Here is a 15,488-nt window from a genome sequence, read left to right on the forward strand (position 1 = left end):
CGGGGCGCGGGAAGCCCCACGCTCACCGGCGCGCCCTGATGAGGTCGAGCGCCTCCGCCCGCGACGACGGCGAGTTCTTCAACTGCCCCCGCACGGCGGAGGTGGTCGTGCGGGCGCCGGGCTTGCGGATGCCGCGCATCGCCATGCACAGGTGCTCGGCCTCGATCACCACGATGACGCCGCGGGGTTCGAGCTTGCGGACGATGGCGTCGGCGACCTGCGAGGTCAGGCGCTCCTGGACCTGCGGGCGCTTGGCGTAGAGGTCGACGAGCCTGGCGAGCTTGGACAGCCCGGTGACCTTCCCGGCGGCGTTCGGGATGTACCCGACGTGCGCGACGCCGTGGAAGGGCACCAGGTGGTGTTCACATTGGCTGAACATCGGGATGTCCGTGATCAGCACCAGCTCTTCGTGGGACTCGTCGAACGTGCGGTCCAGCACCGAGTCGGGCTCGGTGTAGAGCCCCGCGAACATCTCTTGGTACGCACGGGCGACCCGGGCGGGAGTGTCCTTGAGACCTTCCCGCTCCGGGTCCTCGCCGCACGCCAAGAGGAGCTCGCGGATCGCCTTCTCCGCCCGGTCGTGGTCGAAGACCGGGCGGTCGGCGTCACTGAGGCTTTTCTGGTCCATCCACGTCACGACGCTCCCCCTCGCTCTGCTGGTTGCCGGCTTGGTCGGCGAACCAGCCGTGCTCACGAGGGCGTTCTTCACCACCGGGCCGCCACGACTGACCCGGCTGACCACCCGGCGAAGTCGCGGGCGTCCAGCCCGGAGGGGCACCGTAGTTCGGCGGGCCGCTCTGGCCGGCCGGACCACCGGGCTGCTGGCCGCCGTAGCTCTGCGGCCAGTGGGCCGTGCCGTTGGGGCCACCGTTCGGGCCGCCGTAGGAACGGCCGCCGTTCGGGTAGGCGCCCGGCTGCGGCGGGGCGTACGGGTTCGCGTTGGGGTCGACCGGCGACGGGTACGGCGGGCCGCCCGGCAGGTCACCCCCGCCCTGAGCGGTGCCGACCGGGGTCGGCTCCGGCTTCAGGACCGGCTTCTCCTTCTCCGGCGGCGGCCACGGCTCGCCGCGCTCCATCGCCAGCTCGCCCGGGGTCTTGATCGGCGGCTTGTCCGAGGGCGTCCGCTCACCGAACTCGTTGAACACGGTGATGTGCGGGCGCTTCTCGACCGTCGCGAAGATCCGCTCCAGGTCCTTGCGGGTCAGCGTCTCCTTCTCGAGGAGCTCGATGACCAGCTCGTCGAGCACGTCGCGGTAGGTGTTGAGCACGTGCCACGCCTCGGTGTGCGCCGTCTCGATGAGCTTGCGCACCTCCTCGTCGATCTCGTGCGCCACCTCGAGCGAGTAGTCCGCCTGCCGGCCGGCCGAGCGGCCGAGGAACGGGTCGCCCTGTTCCTGGCCGTACTTGACCGCGCCGAGCCGGGCGCTCATGCCGTACTCGGTGACCATCGCGCGGGCGATCTTCGTCGCCTGTTCGATGTCGGAGGACGCGCCGGTGGTGGGCTCGTGGAAGACGAGCTCCTCCGCGGTGCGGCCACCCATCGCGAAGACCAGCCGCCCGATCATCTCGGAACGGGTCATCAGGTCCTTGTCGTCCTCCGGGACGAGCAACGCGTGCCCGCCCGTGCGGCCGCGCGGGAGGATCGTCAGCTTGTAGACCGGCTCGATGTCCGGCATCGCCCACGCGGCGAGCGCGTGCCCGCCCTCGTGGTAGGCCGTGATCTTCTTCTCCTTCTCGGAGATGATCCGGCTCTTGCGGGCGGGGCCGCCGACGACGCGGTCGACGGACTCCTCGAGCTCGACGTCGCTGATCACGTGCCCGTTCTTGCGGGCGGTGAGCAGCGCGGCCTCGTTGAGCACGTTGGCCAGGTCGGCGCCGGACATGCCGACGGTCCGCTTGGCCAGGCTGCCCAGGTCGGTGCCCTGCGCGATCGGCTTGCCCTTGGCGTGCACCTCGAGGATCGCGCGACGGCCGCGCATGTCGGGCGCCGACACCGGGATCTGCCGGTCGAACCGGCCGGGGCGCAGCAGCGCCGGGTCGAGGATGTCGGGCCGGTTCGTGGCCGCGATCAGGATGATGCCGCCGCGGGCGTCGAAGCCGTCCATCTCGACGAGCAGCTGGTTCAGCGTCTGCTCGCGCTCGTCGTGCCCGCCGCCGAGGCCGGCGCCGCGCTGGCGGCCGACCGCGTCGATCTCGTCGACGAAGATGATGCACGGCGCGTTCTGCTTGGCCTGTTCGAACAGGTCACGCACTCGCGAGGCACCGACACCGACGAACATCTCGACGAAGTCCGAGCCGGAGATCGTGTAGAACGGCACGCCCGCCTCGCCGGCGACGGCCCGCGCGAGCAGCGTCTTGCCGGTACCGGGCGGCCCGTAGAGCAGGACGCCCTTCGGGATCTTCGCGCCGAGCGCCTGATATCGCGCCGGGTTCTGCAGGAAGTCCTTGATCTCGTACAGCTCTTCGACGGCCTCGTCGGCACCCGCGACGTCCCCGAAGGTCGTCTTGGGCATGTCCTTGTTCAGCTGCTTGGCCTTGGACTTGCCGAAGTTGAGGACGCGGTTGCCGCCGCCCTGCGCGTTGTTCATCATCCACATCAGCAGGCCCAGGACGAGGGCGAGCGGGATGGCGAAGATGAGGATCTGCGTCAGCACGCCCTGCTGGGTGACCTTGGTGGTGAACTTGATCGGCTGGCCGCCGGACTGCGCCTTGATCAACGAGTCGTAGATCGGGCGGGTGGCGTCCGCCGGGTACTGCGAAATGATCTGGGTGACCTGCTGGCCGTCGACGTCGATGGGCTTGGCCAGCAGCAGCTTGAGCTGCTGTTCCTTGTCCTCGAGGCTGACTTCCTTGACGTTGTTCGAGGTGATCTGGGAGTTCGCCACCGAGATGGGTGCCTGGGTGTACCCACGATCACTGTCGAAGATCGTGTTGTACGCGAACAACGCCAGCAACCCCGCGACGATCCACAACAGTGGGTTCCTGAGCACGCTCTTCCGGTTCATACGACTCGGCCCTGGTGGCCTCGACCCTCCCTGGTTGGGCGGCTCCTGTGATACCCGCCATCACGATCTTGACAACCCGTGGTGCCTGAACACCTGCTCATCAGGGTACCGTCCGCTGCCGCGTTCATCCCCTGTGAGCCTCTCGCAGGTCAACGGGCGATACCGCGCCAGGGTTCCCAGCCCGCGTCCGCGCCGGTCACGCTATCGCGTGCCGTCCGACACACTGCTCACCATCTCGGCCAGCCGGGTGCGCAGCGTGGCCGGGTCCGCGGGGGCCACGGTGACCCACTCACGCCCGTCCGTACCTGCGCGGGAGAGGCTCAGGTAGCGCCCGGTCGCGGTGTCGAACCAGGCCAGCACGCGGGACCGTTGCTTGGCCCCGACCTGCGAACGGCTGTTCGCTGCCAGCTGACCGCCGCGCAGCCGGGGCTGCCCGGCGATGCGGCCGTAAGCCTCGCGTGGATCGGCCGTGAGGCGCTCGCTCAGCGGTGTCCGGCGCGCCTTGCCCCGGCGCCTGTCTTCTTCCTCACCCGGTGGCAGTGACGCCGGCACCCGGATCGGCGCGGTGCGGAGGGCTTCGTCCAGTGGAAGTGTGACCGACGCCTCGCTGCCGCGCGGCCCGGCGGGCAACACCCCGACAACGGCGGAGACGAGGGCGTCCGGTGGGACGTCCCGCAGCCAGATGCCGGCGGCGTCCTGGACCGCGAGCACGCCCTTGGTCTCGTCGGCCGCCGCGAGGACGCCGACCGTCGGGGCTTCGAACTGCGGGATGTGCAGCGCGTCGATGGTCAGCGGGGCGAAGGCCAGCAGGTGCAGGGCGTCCTCGATCGGCGGTGCGAACGTGCCGCGCGGTTCGCGGATGCCACGCGCCTTGAGTTCGACGTCGACGCGGTGACGCAGCGACACGCGCTCGTTCTCGGTCGCGCCGTGCGACCGGACGATCAGCGGGTACGGCAGCTCCCCGACCCGCGCCGACTCCCAGAGGAAGTCGAACGCCAGTGGCGAGAAGAACTCTTGCATCATCACTCTCCCGGATCGGACTCTTGCCCAGCGTAGCCCGCGGCACCGACAAAACTGGATCGCTCCGGTGGCGAGCTGGGCACGTCCGGAGACTCCGGGATCAGACCGCGCTCGTCGTCGCGGCTCCGGCGAGCATCTCGCCGAGGCGGTGGCGCAGCGTGGCGGCGTCGGCCGGGGCGATCGTGATCCAGTCGCGGCCGTCGCGGCCGCGGGTGGCCTGGGTGAAGTAGCGGCCGGTCTCGGTGTCGAACCAGCTCAGGACCGGGGTCCGGGTGCGCCCGCCCATCCGGGTGCGGGCGTTGGCGCCGATCTGGCCGCCGCGCAGCCGCGGCTGGGCGTGCAGCCGGGCCAGCGCCTTGCGGTCCTCGTCGGCCGACGAGCGCTCGTCGGCGGTGCCGCGGCGCTGCAGGAAGTCGACGCCCTGCGCGCCGACCAGCTGCTCCAGGGGCACCGTGATCGACTTTTCGGTCCCGCGCGGGCCACCGGGCAGCAGCGAGACGATCGCGCTCGCGAGCCCGTCGGCCGGGCACGGCTGCAGGTGCAGGCCGCGGGTGTCCTGCACGGCCAGCAGGCCCTGGCCGCCCAGCACGCCGGCGACGGCGAGCAGCGCCTCGGCGTCCGGGGCGATCAGCTGGACGGCGTCCAGGCTCAGCTCGGGGGCGGCCAGCACGCCGAAGTAGTCCTCGATGTGCGGCTCGGGCCGGCCGCGGCCATCGGCGAGACCACGCGCGGTGAGCCCCTCCAACGTCCGTCGGCGCAGCATCGCCCGCTCGTCGGCGGTCGCGCCGTGCGAACGGATGTTCAGCGGGTACGGCAGCTCGCCCAGCCCGGCCGACTCCCACAGGAAGTCGACCTCGACCGGGGTGAGCAGCTCAGCGTTCGGCATCGAGCCACCCCCAGGAGAAACCGGGCCGGGCACGCCGGTGAGCGTGCCCGGCCCGAACGGATCAGCGGTCTTCGTCGTCCTCGGACCACGCGCCGATGACCGGCGGCGGGGTCGCCTGGTTCGCGCCGAAGGCCTCGTCCGGGTCCGCCTCGATGAGGAAGGACGCGTGCGTGTGCTCCTCGTCCTGCTCGCCCTGGGCACCCTGCGGGGCCATGCCGCCCATGCCGCCCGGGTTCATCGGCGGCGGGGTCTGCCCGCCGATGGTGCCCGCGGACGAGACGACGCCCTGCTGCGGAGCCTGGGCCGACGCGGCGCTCTGGCCCTGGCCATCGGCCGACGCCAGGGTCGTTTCGTTCTCGGACTTCTTCGCGCCGGACTTGCTGCCCGCGCCCAGCGCCCGCGACGCCAGCGCGCCGAGGCCGCCGGCCGCGCCGCCGAGACCGAGGCCCATGCCGATCTTGCCGAGCGGGTTGCCGGTGCCGGCACCCGACTGCCCGCCACCCGGGGCGACGTGGCCCGCGCCGGTGGTGGTGCCCATTCCGGCGGCCGTGCCGCCGGCGCCGTCGCTGCCGAGTGTGGCCGCGTCCGCGCCGAAGCCCGCGGCCGGGACGCCGCCGTGGCCGCCGTTCGGGCCGACGACCCCGGCGTGCTGCGCACCGAACGCGCCGCCGTGGCCGCCGAAGCCCGTGCCGCCGGAGGCGAAGATCGCGTCGCCCGCGCCGGGCAGCGCGTCGACCGAGCCCGTGCTGCCGACGCTGTTCACCGCGTTGAACGACACGGAGTTGTGCGACGCGGTCGGCTTCATGCCGAGCGACTCCGGGCCGAAGCTCGGGGTCGAGCTGTCGATCTCGCTCATCGTCTGCGTGTAGGCGTTGAACATCGCGACCTGCTGCGCCTTGACGTCGTTGGCCGCGTCGTACTGGACCTTCTGGTCGTCCGTCAGCGTCGCGGGGCCACCCGCCAGCGCCAGCTCCATCGCCGTCTTCGAGTCGAAGACCACGGGCTGCGGCATCTGCTTGACCGCCGCGGCCGCCGTGGACTGCCGGTGGAGCCGGTCGGACATCGTGTGCGCGGCCTCGGAGGCCTGCGAACCGGAGTTCGCGATCGCCACGAGCGCGCCCTGCGCACCCGCGGCGCCCTTGCCGACCCACGCGTTGCCCAGCTCGGCGATCGCGTTGTACAGGTGGTCCGACGCCTGCTTCAGCTCGGTACCGTGGTGCGCCCACACGTGCCCGGTCGCCTCCGCCGTGCCGGGCTCGTTGTTGTCGTTCGCAGCGTGCCAGAGCTGGTTGCTGTTCTGGGCGTTCCAGTTCGGCGGGTCGGCGATCGCGCGGTCGTCGCCGACGTCGAAGCCGTCGGACCGGCCGCGGGCGCTCTCGACGATGTTCTGCGACGCCGAGTTGTCACCGAGCGGGACGAGTGAGCCCGGGTCGGTGTTCGACGGCTGGTCGCTTTGGTTCGGAGCCATGACTTCGAAATCCCCCTCTGGACTCAGACGTTACGGAACGGGTCGGCCGCGGCCTGGTCGATCTCGTGGTACCGGGCCATCGCCGTGATGATGCCCTCTTCGGCGTCGGAGTACTGGTCGAGCAGGTTCTGCAGCGCGGCGGCGTAGGAGTCGCCCCCGCCGTCCGCACGCTGCACGAACTTCGCGGCCATCGCGTGGCCGACCGGGTTGTCGCCCAGCATCGGCGGCTGGGCGAGCGTGCCCGCGCCGGCGAGGAGGGCCTCGACCGCGTCCTTGCCGGTGCGGATCTTGTTCAGCACGGCCTGGGCGGCGTCGGGGTCGATCCCGACCTGACCCGCCGCGGCCGCGGCCTTGAAGGCGTTCGCGTCGGCAGCGCTGCTGTTCCCCATCTGCACTCTCTCCCGTTCCCCCGACCCGGTCACCGCGGGCACGAATGGTCTTCGCATAGGTTAACGCACGTGATCAGAGCCTATGACGCAAACGGTGGGCCGGAGGTTCCGAAAATCCGGTGGTTGCGGTGAACGGTCGGTGAACTCCGCCGGTGCACTACGAGGCGTACATCTTCGGGTCCAGGGTGCCGATGTAGGGCAGGTCCCGGTACCGCTCGGCGTAGTCGAGGCCGTAGCCGACGACGAACTCGTTGGGGATGTCGAAGCCGATGTACTTCACCGGCACGTCGACCTTCACCGCTTCCGGCTTGCGCAGCAGCGAAACGACCTCGAGCGACGCGGGGTTGCGGCTGGCGAGGTTCTTCAGCAGCCAGGACAGCGTCAGGCCGGAGTCGACGATGTCCTCGACGATCAGGACGTCCCGGCCCGCGATGTCGCGGTCGAGGTCCTTGAGGATGCGCACGACGCCGGACGACGACGTCGCCGACCCGTAGGAGGAGACGGCCATGAATTCCAGCTGCGTCGGCAGCGGCAGCGCACGGGCGAAGTCGGTCATGAACATGACCGCACCCTTCAGGACGCCCACCAGCAGGAGTTCCCCCTGCCCGTTGGCCGGATAGTCGGCAGCGATCTGCTCCGACAGCTCCGCGATCTTGTCCTTGATCTGCTGCTCGGTGACGAGCACGGAGGCGATTTCGCCCTCGTACACGGGTCATTCCCCTCGGGTGGTGGGTTGGGAGACGACGCAGAGCCTGCCATGCGCCCGGCGCGCTTCCAAGTTGCCCGGCAACCAGACGCCGCCCTGACCGCGCCACCGGGCGACGAGCGCGTCGACCGCGCGGAGGTGGGCGTCCGTGAGTTCGCGCACGTCCGACGCCAGCAGCCACCTGCGGAGAACCCGCCGCCGGACCGCCGCGGGCTCCGGCGCGAGGGTGGCCACATCCAGCCCATCGGGGCCGCCCGCGCGGGTGAAGATCCGCTCCGCCACTGTGTCCAACGCCTCGTTGTCGTCCCGCAGCTGAGCGGCCGTGCGGGCGAGCGCGGCGGCCACTCCGCCGTTGAGGACGTCTTCCAGGAGCGGCAGGACTTCGGTGCGCAACCGGACGCGGGTGAAGCGCGGCTCGGCGTTGTGCGGGTCCTCCCACGGCTCGACGCCGAGCTCGGCGCACGCGGCCCGGGTGGTGGCCCGGCCCACGGCGAGCAGCGGGCGGCCCCACGGCGGATCGTGCGGTCGCATCCCGGCGACGCTGCGCGGGCCGGAACCGCGGCCGAGCCCGAGCAGGACCGTTTCGGCCTGGTCGTCGAGGGTGTGGCCGAGCAGCACCAGGTCGTGGCCGGCCAGCGTCCGGTAGCGGGCCTTGCGCGCGGCGGCCTCCGGGCCACCCGGGCCGGTGACGTCGGTCCGGCGCACCTCGGCTTCGTCGACGCCGAGGGCCTTCGCCGCCGCAGCCGCGTCGGCCGCGACCTTCGCCGAGCCCTCCTGCAGGCCGTGGTCGACGACCAGCGCGCGGACGACGTGCCCGCGATGGTGCCCGACGTACGCGGCCGCCTCGGCCAGTGCGAGCGAGTCGGCACCGCCGGAGACCGCGACACAGAGTTCGGGCGGCGCCACGGTGCTCTCCAGGAAGGCACGCACGGCCCGGCGGACGGCCGCGACCGCCGGCCCGGTCATCCGTGCAGGCGCCGGACCCACGCCGCCGGGTCGGCGATCTCGGCGCGCGAGGGCAGGGTGTTCGGCGACCGCCAGACGGCGTTGAAGCCGTCCATGCCGACGGCGTCCACGACGTGCTTCGTGAACTTCGCGCCTTCTTCGTACTGGCGGATCTTCGCGTCGACGCCGAGCAGCGCGCGCAGCAGCCGGTCGAAGACGCCGCCGCCCTTCCGCCGGGCGGTGAACCGCGCGCGGATCCGGTCGACGCTCGGCACGACCTGCGGCCCGACGGCGTCCATGACGTAGTCGGCGTGCCCCTCCAGGAGCGTCGAGAGCGCCAGCAGCCGGTCGAACACCGCGCGTTCCTTCGGCGACTGGAACAGCTCCGCCAGGTTCAGCTTCGGGCCCTGCTTGATCGCCTCGGGCAGCCGGCCGACCAGGTCGGCCAGGCTGTCGGTGCCGCCGATGCCGCCACTGGTGAGCCCGGAGACGAGCCGCTCGACCTCGTCGGCGAAGTAGTCGCGCAGCCACTTGACCGCGGTGAACTGGAGCCGGTGGGTGCACTCGTGCAGGCAGACCCAGAGCCGGAAGTCGTGGCCGGGCACGTCCATCGCCTGCTCGGCGGCGACGACGTTCGGCGCCACCAGCAGCAGCGTGCCGGCGCGCTCGGGGCCGCCGAAGGGGTCGTACTGGCCGAGGACCCGGCTGGCCAGGAAGGCGAGCACCAGCCCGGTCTGGACACCGGCGCCGCCGGCCAGGATCGGCCCGAGCGGCCCGCCCTGCTGCGGCAGCGCCCGCCCGGTCAGCGCGTCCAGCCCGGCCGCGGCCGACCGGACCCAGCCCGGGCGGTCGACCACCTCACCGGGCAGCAGCGGCAGGTCGAGTCCCAGGTTCGTCAGCTGCCGCACGTGCCCCTCGGCCTCGACGGTCAGCTCGCGCAGGTCGGTGACGGCTTCTTCGGCACGTTCCCGCGGCACCTGCGGGCCCCCGCGCACCAGCAACGCGCCGGTCTGCGCGGCGATCGCCCAGTCGACCATGGGCCGGGTCTGCGTTTCCTGACTCACCCTTCCGACGCTACCTGCCCCGGTGCCGGTTTCCGGCCACGATCTTCGTACGGTTCGGCGTCCGCTAGGCGCAGCCGCACTTGCGAAGGCTCGTCGCGAGGGCATCGAGGGCGTCCCGGCCGGGGTCGGTGTCGGAGCCGTTGGACATGAACGCGAACACCAGCACCCGGCCGTCCTGGTCGAGGACCAGCCCGGCGAGGGTGTTGACCCCGGTGAGCGTGCCGGTCTTAGCCCGCACCCAGCCGCGGCCGGCCTGCGACGCCGGCGTGTCGAACCGCTTGTCGGCGAGGGTGCCCGAACCACCGGCGACCGGGAGGCCCGCGAGCACCGGGCGCAGCTTCGCCGTGCCCGGGTTCTTGCCCTCCGGCGCCGCCGCGGCCGCCAGGAGCTGGGTCAGCAGCCGCGCCGGAATGCGGTTCTGCGACGAGATGCCGCTGCCGTCGGACAGCGTGACGCCCGAGACGTCGAAGCCGTGGTCCTTCAGGACCTTGATGGTCGCCTTGGCGCCGCCGGTGTAGCTGGCTTCCTCGCCGTTCGCGAGCGCGACCTGCCGGGCGATCGCCTCGGCGAGGACGTCGTCGGACAGCACCATCAGGTCGGACACCAGCTCGGTCAGCGGGGCCGACTTGACCTCGCCGATCACCTTCGCGTCCTTGGGCGCGGTCGCCTGGCCACCCGCCGAAGCACCCAGCTTCGAGGCGATCGTCGACGCGAGCGCGCTGCCCGCGTTCGCCGTGCGCTGCGAGTTGTTGTCCTTGGCGTTGATGCGGCCGCCGTCGGCCATCACCGGGGACATCTGCGTCGCGTACGTCGACGGCGCGTCGCCCGCTTCCCAGCCCGGCGCGGTCGTCGGTCCCTTGAACAGCGTCAGGTCGACCTGCACCTTCTTGACGCCCGGCGCAGCCTTCTTGACCTGCGCGACGAGGTCGTCGACGTGCGCGCCCCCCGGGTAGAGCGGGGAGTCGGTGCCCAGCGGCAGGCTGGTGAGCGTGGTGTCGCCGCCGCCGACCAGGATCACCGTGCCCGGCTCCGCACCCTGCACGATCTTGGTCGACAGCCGCAGGTTCTGGTCCAGCGAAAGCAGCGCGGCCGCGGACGTGAGCACCTTCGTCGTCGACGCGGGTGTCACCGGCGTCGACGAGCCGTGGTCCCACAGCACGGTCCCGCTCACCGGGTCGATCACACTGCCGGTGAGCTGCCCGAGCGCGCCGTTGCCGGCCGCCGGGGCCAGCGCGGACTTGACGCCGTTCGCGGTCGGGGTCGTCCCGGACGTGGCCGGCCCCTGCAGCTGACGCGTGGCCGAGGACGGCGCCGGCGAGTCGCCCTTGGGCGCGTTCGGCGCCCACGGCAGGCCCAGCCGGTTCGCCACCTTCGGCGTCGCCGCGGCCACCCCGCCACCGGCGAGCACCAGCAGGACGACCACGACGAGCGCGATCAGCTTGCCCTTGCGCCGCTTCTTCTTCGGCGGCTCCGCGGCGGCCGGCGCTTCGGCCGCGGGCGGCGACGGCGGCTCGGCGGGCGGCTCGGCCCGCTGCTCGGTGCGGGGCTGGTCGCCCCGGAGCTGGGGCTGCTGCTGGAAGACGCCGGGGAACTGGGTGGGCCGCTCGATCCCGACGGTCGCCTCGGCGTCGAACCGCTGCCCGTCGGGTTCGATCCGCTGCGGCCGGGCCAGCGAGCCGGCGGACGCCGACGGCACCACCCCGCGCGGCGGCTCCGGCGGCAGCCCGGGACGCCGGTCGCCCGGTTCGGCCGGCCGGTCGCCGGCGCGCTCCTCACGCAGCTCGAGGCGCTGGCTCCAGGGTGCGGCGGGCTGCTGCTGCGCCTCCGGCTCTTCGCGCCGCTGTCCGACCCCGCGGTTCAGCTGCTCTTCGCGGCGTTGCTGCTCCTCGCGCCAGTGCTGCAGCTCTTCACGCCACTGCTGCGGCTCCTCCGGCTTCGGCTCGTCCCGCGGCGGGACGTGGCGCTCGATCGGCACCACCGGCACCGGCCCGGACGGCTTCACCTCGATGTACTGCGTGCTCTCCCCGGCCGGCGACGGCGCGGCGGCCTTCGGCTCGGGCGGCTCGACGTACTGCGTGCTCTCGCCGGCCGACTCCGGCGCGGCGGGCTCGAGCTCGGACTGCTCGACCCGGATGTACTGGGTGCTCTGCTCGGCCGGTTCCGCCGCCGGGGGCTGCTGGTCCGCCGGAGGCTGCTGGGCCGCGGGCTGCTGGTCCGCCGGGGGCTGCTGGGCCGCGGGCTGCTGCTTCGCGCGGCTGCCGAGGCGGTCGGCGAGGTCCTGCTTGGCCGGGGACGGCGGGGGCGGCTCCTCCACCGGGGCGTTGAGACCGGGCACCGGCTCGGGCGGGACGTTCGGCGCGAACCACGATCCCTTCGGCGCCTGGCTGCCTGTGACCTTGGGCACGCCGGAGCTGCCCGGCGCGCTCTCCGGTGGGTCCGGCAGGGACATCGGAGTGGTCTCCCGCGCGCCGGACGACGAGCGGTCTTCGTCCGACGAAGGCCACATCGGCTGGTCGTTTTCCGGCACCCACCACTCCTTCTCACCTGCCCCGGGAGGGGCCAAGCTCACATGCCGCGAGGCCGACATCGATGCGACCCCCGGGCAGGGCGTAGTCCACACTAGGAGACGTCAAGACAGTCATGAAGGTTGCCGCCCGCGTCGCGGGTATGCCGGGGACCGATGAAGAAGCAGTGAGGACAGGCGTGGAGTTCGACGTCACGATCGAAATCCCCAAAGGGGAGCGCAACAAGTACGAGGTCGACCACAAGACCGGCCGCATCAAGCTCGACCGGACCCTGTTCACGGCCACGCAGTACCCGGCCGACTACGGCTTCATCGACGACACCCTCGGCCAGGACGGCGACCCCTTGGACGTGATGGTGCTCGTCCAGGAGCCCACCTTCCCGGGCTGCCTGATCCGCTGCCGCGCGATCGGCATGTTCCGGATGACCGACGAGAAGGGCCCGGATGACAAGGTCATCGCCGTTCCGTCGAACGACCCGCGCCTCGAGCACCTGCGCGACATCCACCACATGAACGAGTTCCACCGGCTGGAGATCCAGCACTTCTTCGAGGTCTACAAGGACCTCGAGCCCGGCAAGAGCGTCGAAGGCTCGTCCTGGGTCGGCCGCACCGAGGCCGAGGCCGAGATCGGCCGGTCGTACGAGCGCGAGACCGACCGCCTGGCCAAGGAGAAGGCCAACGGCGGCTCGGCCCACTAAGCCCGCACGAAAAGGCCCCCTCGGGATCTCCCGAGGGGGCCTTTTCGCGCGGTCAGTGCGCCAGGGCGAGAGCCGGAGCGGCGTCCGCCTCGGCCTCCGCGCGCTGCTCCATGGCCGACTTGTCCGACAGCGGCTTCTCCTTGAGGAACCACACCAGCGCGAAGCCGACGGTCAGCACGATCCCGCCGACCAGGAACACCGTGCTCATCGACTCGGCGAAGCCCTGCAGGATCGGCCGGGCCAGCGTCGGGTCGAGCGTCGACAGGAACGACGTGTCGTTGACGTCGAGGCCGCTCTGCATCTGCTTCGCGAACTCCGGGTGCTGCGCCAGCGCCGCCGTGTAGGCCGGCGTGGTCATCGCCGAGCGGATGGCGTTCGCGATCCGGTCGCCGACCGTGCCGAACAGGATCGACAGGAACACCGCGGTGCCCGCCGTGCCGCCGATCTGCCGGAAGAACGTCGCCGCCGAGGTGGCGACGCCGATGTCCTGCGGGCGGACGTCGTTGGTCGCGGCCAGCACCAGCGTCTGCATCGAGGCGCCGAGGCCGAGGCCGATCACGAAGGCGATCACCATGACCAGCGCCAGCGAGGTGTCGACGGTGATCGTCGCCAGCGCGAACAGCGCCGCCGCCATCAGGCCGATCCCGGCCACCGCGAACATCTTGTAGCGCCCGGTCTTGGAGATCAGGCGGCCGCTGGTCAGGCTGGCGATCATGATGCCCAGCGTCAGCGGGAGCATCTGCAGGCCGGCCTGGGTCGGCGTCGCGCCCTTGACGATCTGCAGGTACAGCGGCAGCGACATCATCGCGCCGAACATCCCGGCGCCCTGCACGACGGTGACGATCGTCGACATCCGGAACACCGGCCGGTCGAACAGGCGCAGCGGCAGCAGGGCGGCGTCGCCCATCCGGCGTTCGATCCAGACGAACGCGGCCACGCCCAGCCCGCCGACGACGTACATCGCGATCGAAGCGGCGGAGCCCCAGCCCCACTCGCGGCCCTGCTCGGCGACGATCAGCAGCGGCACCAGGCCGGTGGCCAGCGCCACCGCACCCCAGTAGTCGACCTTCTGGTCCACGCGGTTGTGCGGGAGGTTCAGCACCTTGGTGACGACGACCAGCGCGGCGAGCGCGATCGGGACGTTGACCAGGAAGACCCAGCGCCAGCCGGTGATGCCGGCGAAGGTGTCGATGCCGGCGAAGAAGCCGCCGACGACCGGGCCCGCGACGCTCGAGATGCCGAACACCGCCATGAAGTAGCCCTGGTACTTGCTGCGCTCCCGCGGTGCGGTGATGTCCGTGATGATCGCCAGCGCCAGCGACATCAGGCCACCGGCACCCAGGCCCTGGAAGGCGCGGAAGGCGGCGAGCTCGTACATCGACGTCGCCATGCCGCTGGCCAGCGAGCCGACCAGGAACAGCGAGATCGCCGTCAGGTACATGGGCTTGCGGCCGTAGAGGTCGGACAGCTTGCCGTACAGCGGCGTCGAGAGCGTGGCGGTGATGAGGTAGGCGGTGGTCGCCCAGGCCTGCAGGGACAGGCCGTGGAGCTCGTCGGCGATGGTCCGCATCGAGCTCGAAACGATGGTCTGGTCGAGCGCGGCGAGGAACATGCCGAGCATCAGGCCGGACAGCACGGTCAGGATCTGGCGGTGAGTCAGTTTGCCGTTCGTAGCGGCTGCTCCTTCCGCCGTGGTGGTGTCGCTCATGGTGGTCTCCCTCGGGAAGTCTCCGCGTAGTTGCTTGTACCCCTCAACTACTTGTCTGAGCCAAGTATTCCTCGGACGCTTGTATCATGCAATCAAATTTTCTGTGACCCCGGTCTCCCACCGCGCTTGACCGCTCCGGCAACCACGGTGACCTCGGCGGAGGGGACGTCAAGGCTGGTGACGAAGGCGTAGAGATCGCTCAGATCCCGGCACCAGACAGCGGCCATCAAGTTCGTGACACCGGTCGTGGCGAGGGTGCCGTGGACCATCGGGTGGCTCGCCAGCGCTTGCCCGACGTCGTCGAGCCTGCCGGGCGGGACGGTCATCCAGACGTTCGCGTCGACCTCGAGGCCGAGCGCACGGACGTCGATGTTCGCGTAGGTGCGGAGGCACCCGGCCGCGGTCAGCCGGTCGAGGCGACGGCGGACGGTGGATTCCGGCGCTTCCGCGACCAGGTCGCCGGGGCCCAGCCGGGCGTCGGCGGCGAGGCGGTTCAGCAGCCGCCGGTCGAGTTCGTCGAGCGGCACGTCCTCGCCGGGTGGCGGCGGAGTCAGCGCGGCGACCTCGTCGGCGGTGAGCAGGCCGGTTCGCCACCGGGTCGCGTCGGAGAACACGTGCAGGATCGAGTGCGCGCGCAGCTCGGTGACCGCGGACGTCGACGGCAAGGCGTCGTGCACCAGCCGCCCGTCGAGACCGCCGAGCGCGACGGCGCTGATCTCTTCGCCGCCGGCGAGGATGTCGACGAAGAGGACGTCGTCGCGCTTCGCGAGCGCGTCGGCGATCACCGATGTCCGGCCGCGAAGCACCTTCACCCGCAGAAGCAGCGCGCCACGCAGGCCGTGTGCGGGATTCGGAACGCAGACCACGCTCAACCGGCCGTCGGCCTTGAGCCGCGCGATCACGCGGGTGACCGTGCGCGGCGAGAGATCGAGGACCTCGGCGATCCGGCCGGGCCCGGCGCGGCCGTCGACCTGCAGCGCGGAGACCACTCGCTGTTCGATTTCCGTCAAAAGAGGCACTTCGAAGTCCGGTTTCGCTCGACTCGACGCCCGGGAGTACTTTCCGGCGCCAGCAG

13 protein-coding genes are annotated in these 15,488 nt (G+C 71.6%); 1 reads left to right on the forward strand and 12 read right to left on the reverse strand.

The features are described from left to right. Positions 1-22: 22 nt before the first annotated feature. The 10 genes from folE to dacB form a co-directional block, all read right to left on the reverse strand. Positions 23-628, reverse strand: a complete 606-nt coding sequence (gene folE, locus AB0F52_RS04245; protein ID WP_360164363.1) for a GTP cyclohydrolase I FolE — start codon at positions 626-628, stop codon at positions 23-25. Continuing rightward, the gene (ftsH, locus tag AB0F52_RS04250) at positions 606-3,005 is read right to left on the reverse strand and encodes an ATP-dependent zinc metalloprotease FtsH (RefSeq protein WP_360164365.1); all 2,400 of its coding nucleotides are present in this window, start codon (positions 3,003-3,005) and stop codon (positions 606-608) included. The genes folE and ftsH overlap by 23 nt, the downstream gene beginning before the upstream one ends. A gap of 201 nt (positions 3,006-3,206) precedes the next feature. Further along, complete coding sequence (locus AB0F52_RS04255) at positions 3,207-4,028, reverse strand: ESX secretion-associated protein EspG (RefSeq protein ID WP_360164367.1); 822 nt, start codon at positions 4,026-4,028, stop codon at positions 3,207-3,209. Positions 4,029-4,125: 97 nt separating this feature from the next. Beyond that, positions 4,126-4,911: an ESX secretion-associated protein EspG gene (locus AB0F52_RS04260; RefSeq protein WP_360164369.1), complete on the reverse strand. Its 786-nt coding sequence runs from the start codon at positions 4,909-4,911 to the stop codon at positions 4,126-4,128. A gap of 61 nt (positions 4,912-4,972) precedes the next feature. Then, positions 4,973-6,379 (reverse strand): hypothetical protein, encoded by a 1,407-nt coding sequence (locus AB0F52_RS04265; RefSeq protein WP_360164371.1) that lies wholly within the window; start codon positions 6,377-6,379, stop codon positions 4,973-4,975. A gap of 23 nt (positions 6,380-6,402) precedes the next feature. Beyond that, positions 6,403-6,768 carry a hypothetical protein gene (locus AB0F52_RS04270; protein WP_360164373.1) on the reverse strand — a complete coding sequence of 122 codons (366 nt, stop codon included), beginning with the start codon at positions 6,766-6,768 and terminating at the stop codon, positions 6,403-6,405. A 157-nt stretch (positions 6,769-6,925) separates the two neighbouring features. Beyond that, entirely contained in the window at positions 6,926-7,477 is a 552-nt protein-coding gene (hpt, locus tag AB0F52_RS04275) for a hypoxanthine phosphoribosyltransferase (protein ID WP_360164375.1), read from the reverse strand. Between the two features lie 3 nt (positions 7,478-7,480). Next, positions 7,481-8,440, reverse strand: coding sequence for a tRNA lysidine(34) synthetase TilS (gene tilS, locus AB0F52_RS04280; RefSeq protein ID WP_360164377.1), 960 nt, complete (start codon positions 8,438-8,440; stop codon positions 7,481-7,483). Next, positions 8,437-9,456: a zinc-dependent metalloprotease gene (locus AB0F52_RS04285; protein ID WP_360164609.1), complete on the reverse strand. Its 1,020-nt coding sequence runs from the start codon at positions 9,454-9,456 to the stop codon at positions 8,437-8,439. The genes tilS and AB0F52_RS04285 overlap by 4 nt, the downstream gene beginning before the upstream one ends. A 91-nt stretch (positions 9,457-9,547) precedes the next feature. Beyond that, positions 9,548-12,010 (reverse strand): D-alanyl-D-alanine carboxypeptidase/D-alanyl-D-alanine-endopeptidase, encoded by a 2,463-nt coding sequence (gene dacB / locus AB0F52_RS04290; RefSeq protein WP_360164379.1) that lies wholly within the window; start codon positions 12,008-12,010, stop codon positions 9,548-9,550. A 176-nt stretch (positions 12,011-12,186) separates the two neighbouring features. On the opposite strand from dacB, the gene AB0F52_RS04295 reads away from it, so the two are divergent. Further along, positions 12,187-12,705, forward strand: coding sequence for an inorganic diphosphatase (locus AB0F52_RS04295; RefSeq protein ID WP_360164611.1), 519 nt, complete (start codon positions 12,187-12,189; stop codon positions 12,703-12,705). A gap of 52 nt (positions 12,706-12,757) precedes the next feature. On the opposite strand, the gene AB0F52_RS04300 is transcribed toward AB0F52_RS04295, so the two are convergent. Next, positions 12,758-14,413 (reverse strand): MDR family MFS transporter, encoded by a 1,656-nt coding sequence (locus AB0F52_RS04300; RefSeq protein ID WP_360164381.1) that lies wholly within the window; start codon positions 14,411-14,413, stop codon positions 12,758-12,760. A 92-nt stretch (positions 14,414-14,505) separates the two neighbouring features. After that, on the reverse strand, positions 14,506-15,432 hold the full coding sequence (locus AB0F52_RS04305; RefSeq protein WP_360164383.1) for an Lrp/AsnC family transcriptional regulator: 927 nt from the start codon (positions 15,430-15,432) through the stop codon (positions 14,506-14,508). Positions 15,433-15,488: the final 56 nt, after the last annotated feature.

Source organism: Amycolatopsis sp. NPDC024027 (assembly GCF_040638975.1).
GTDB lineage: Bacteria > Actinomycetota > Actinomycetes > Mycobacteriales > Pseudonocardiaceae > Amycolatopsis.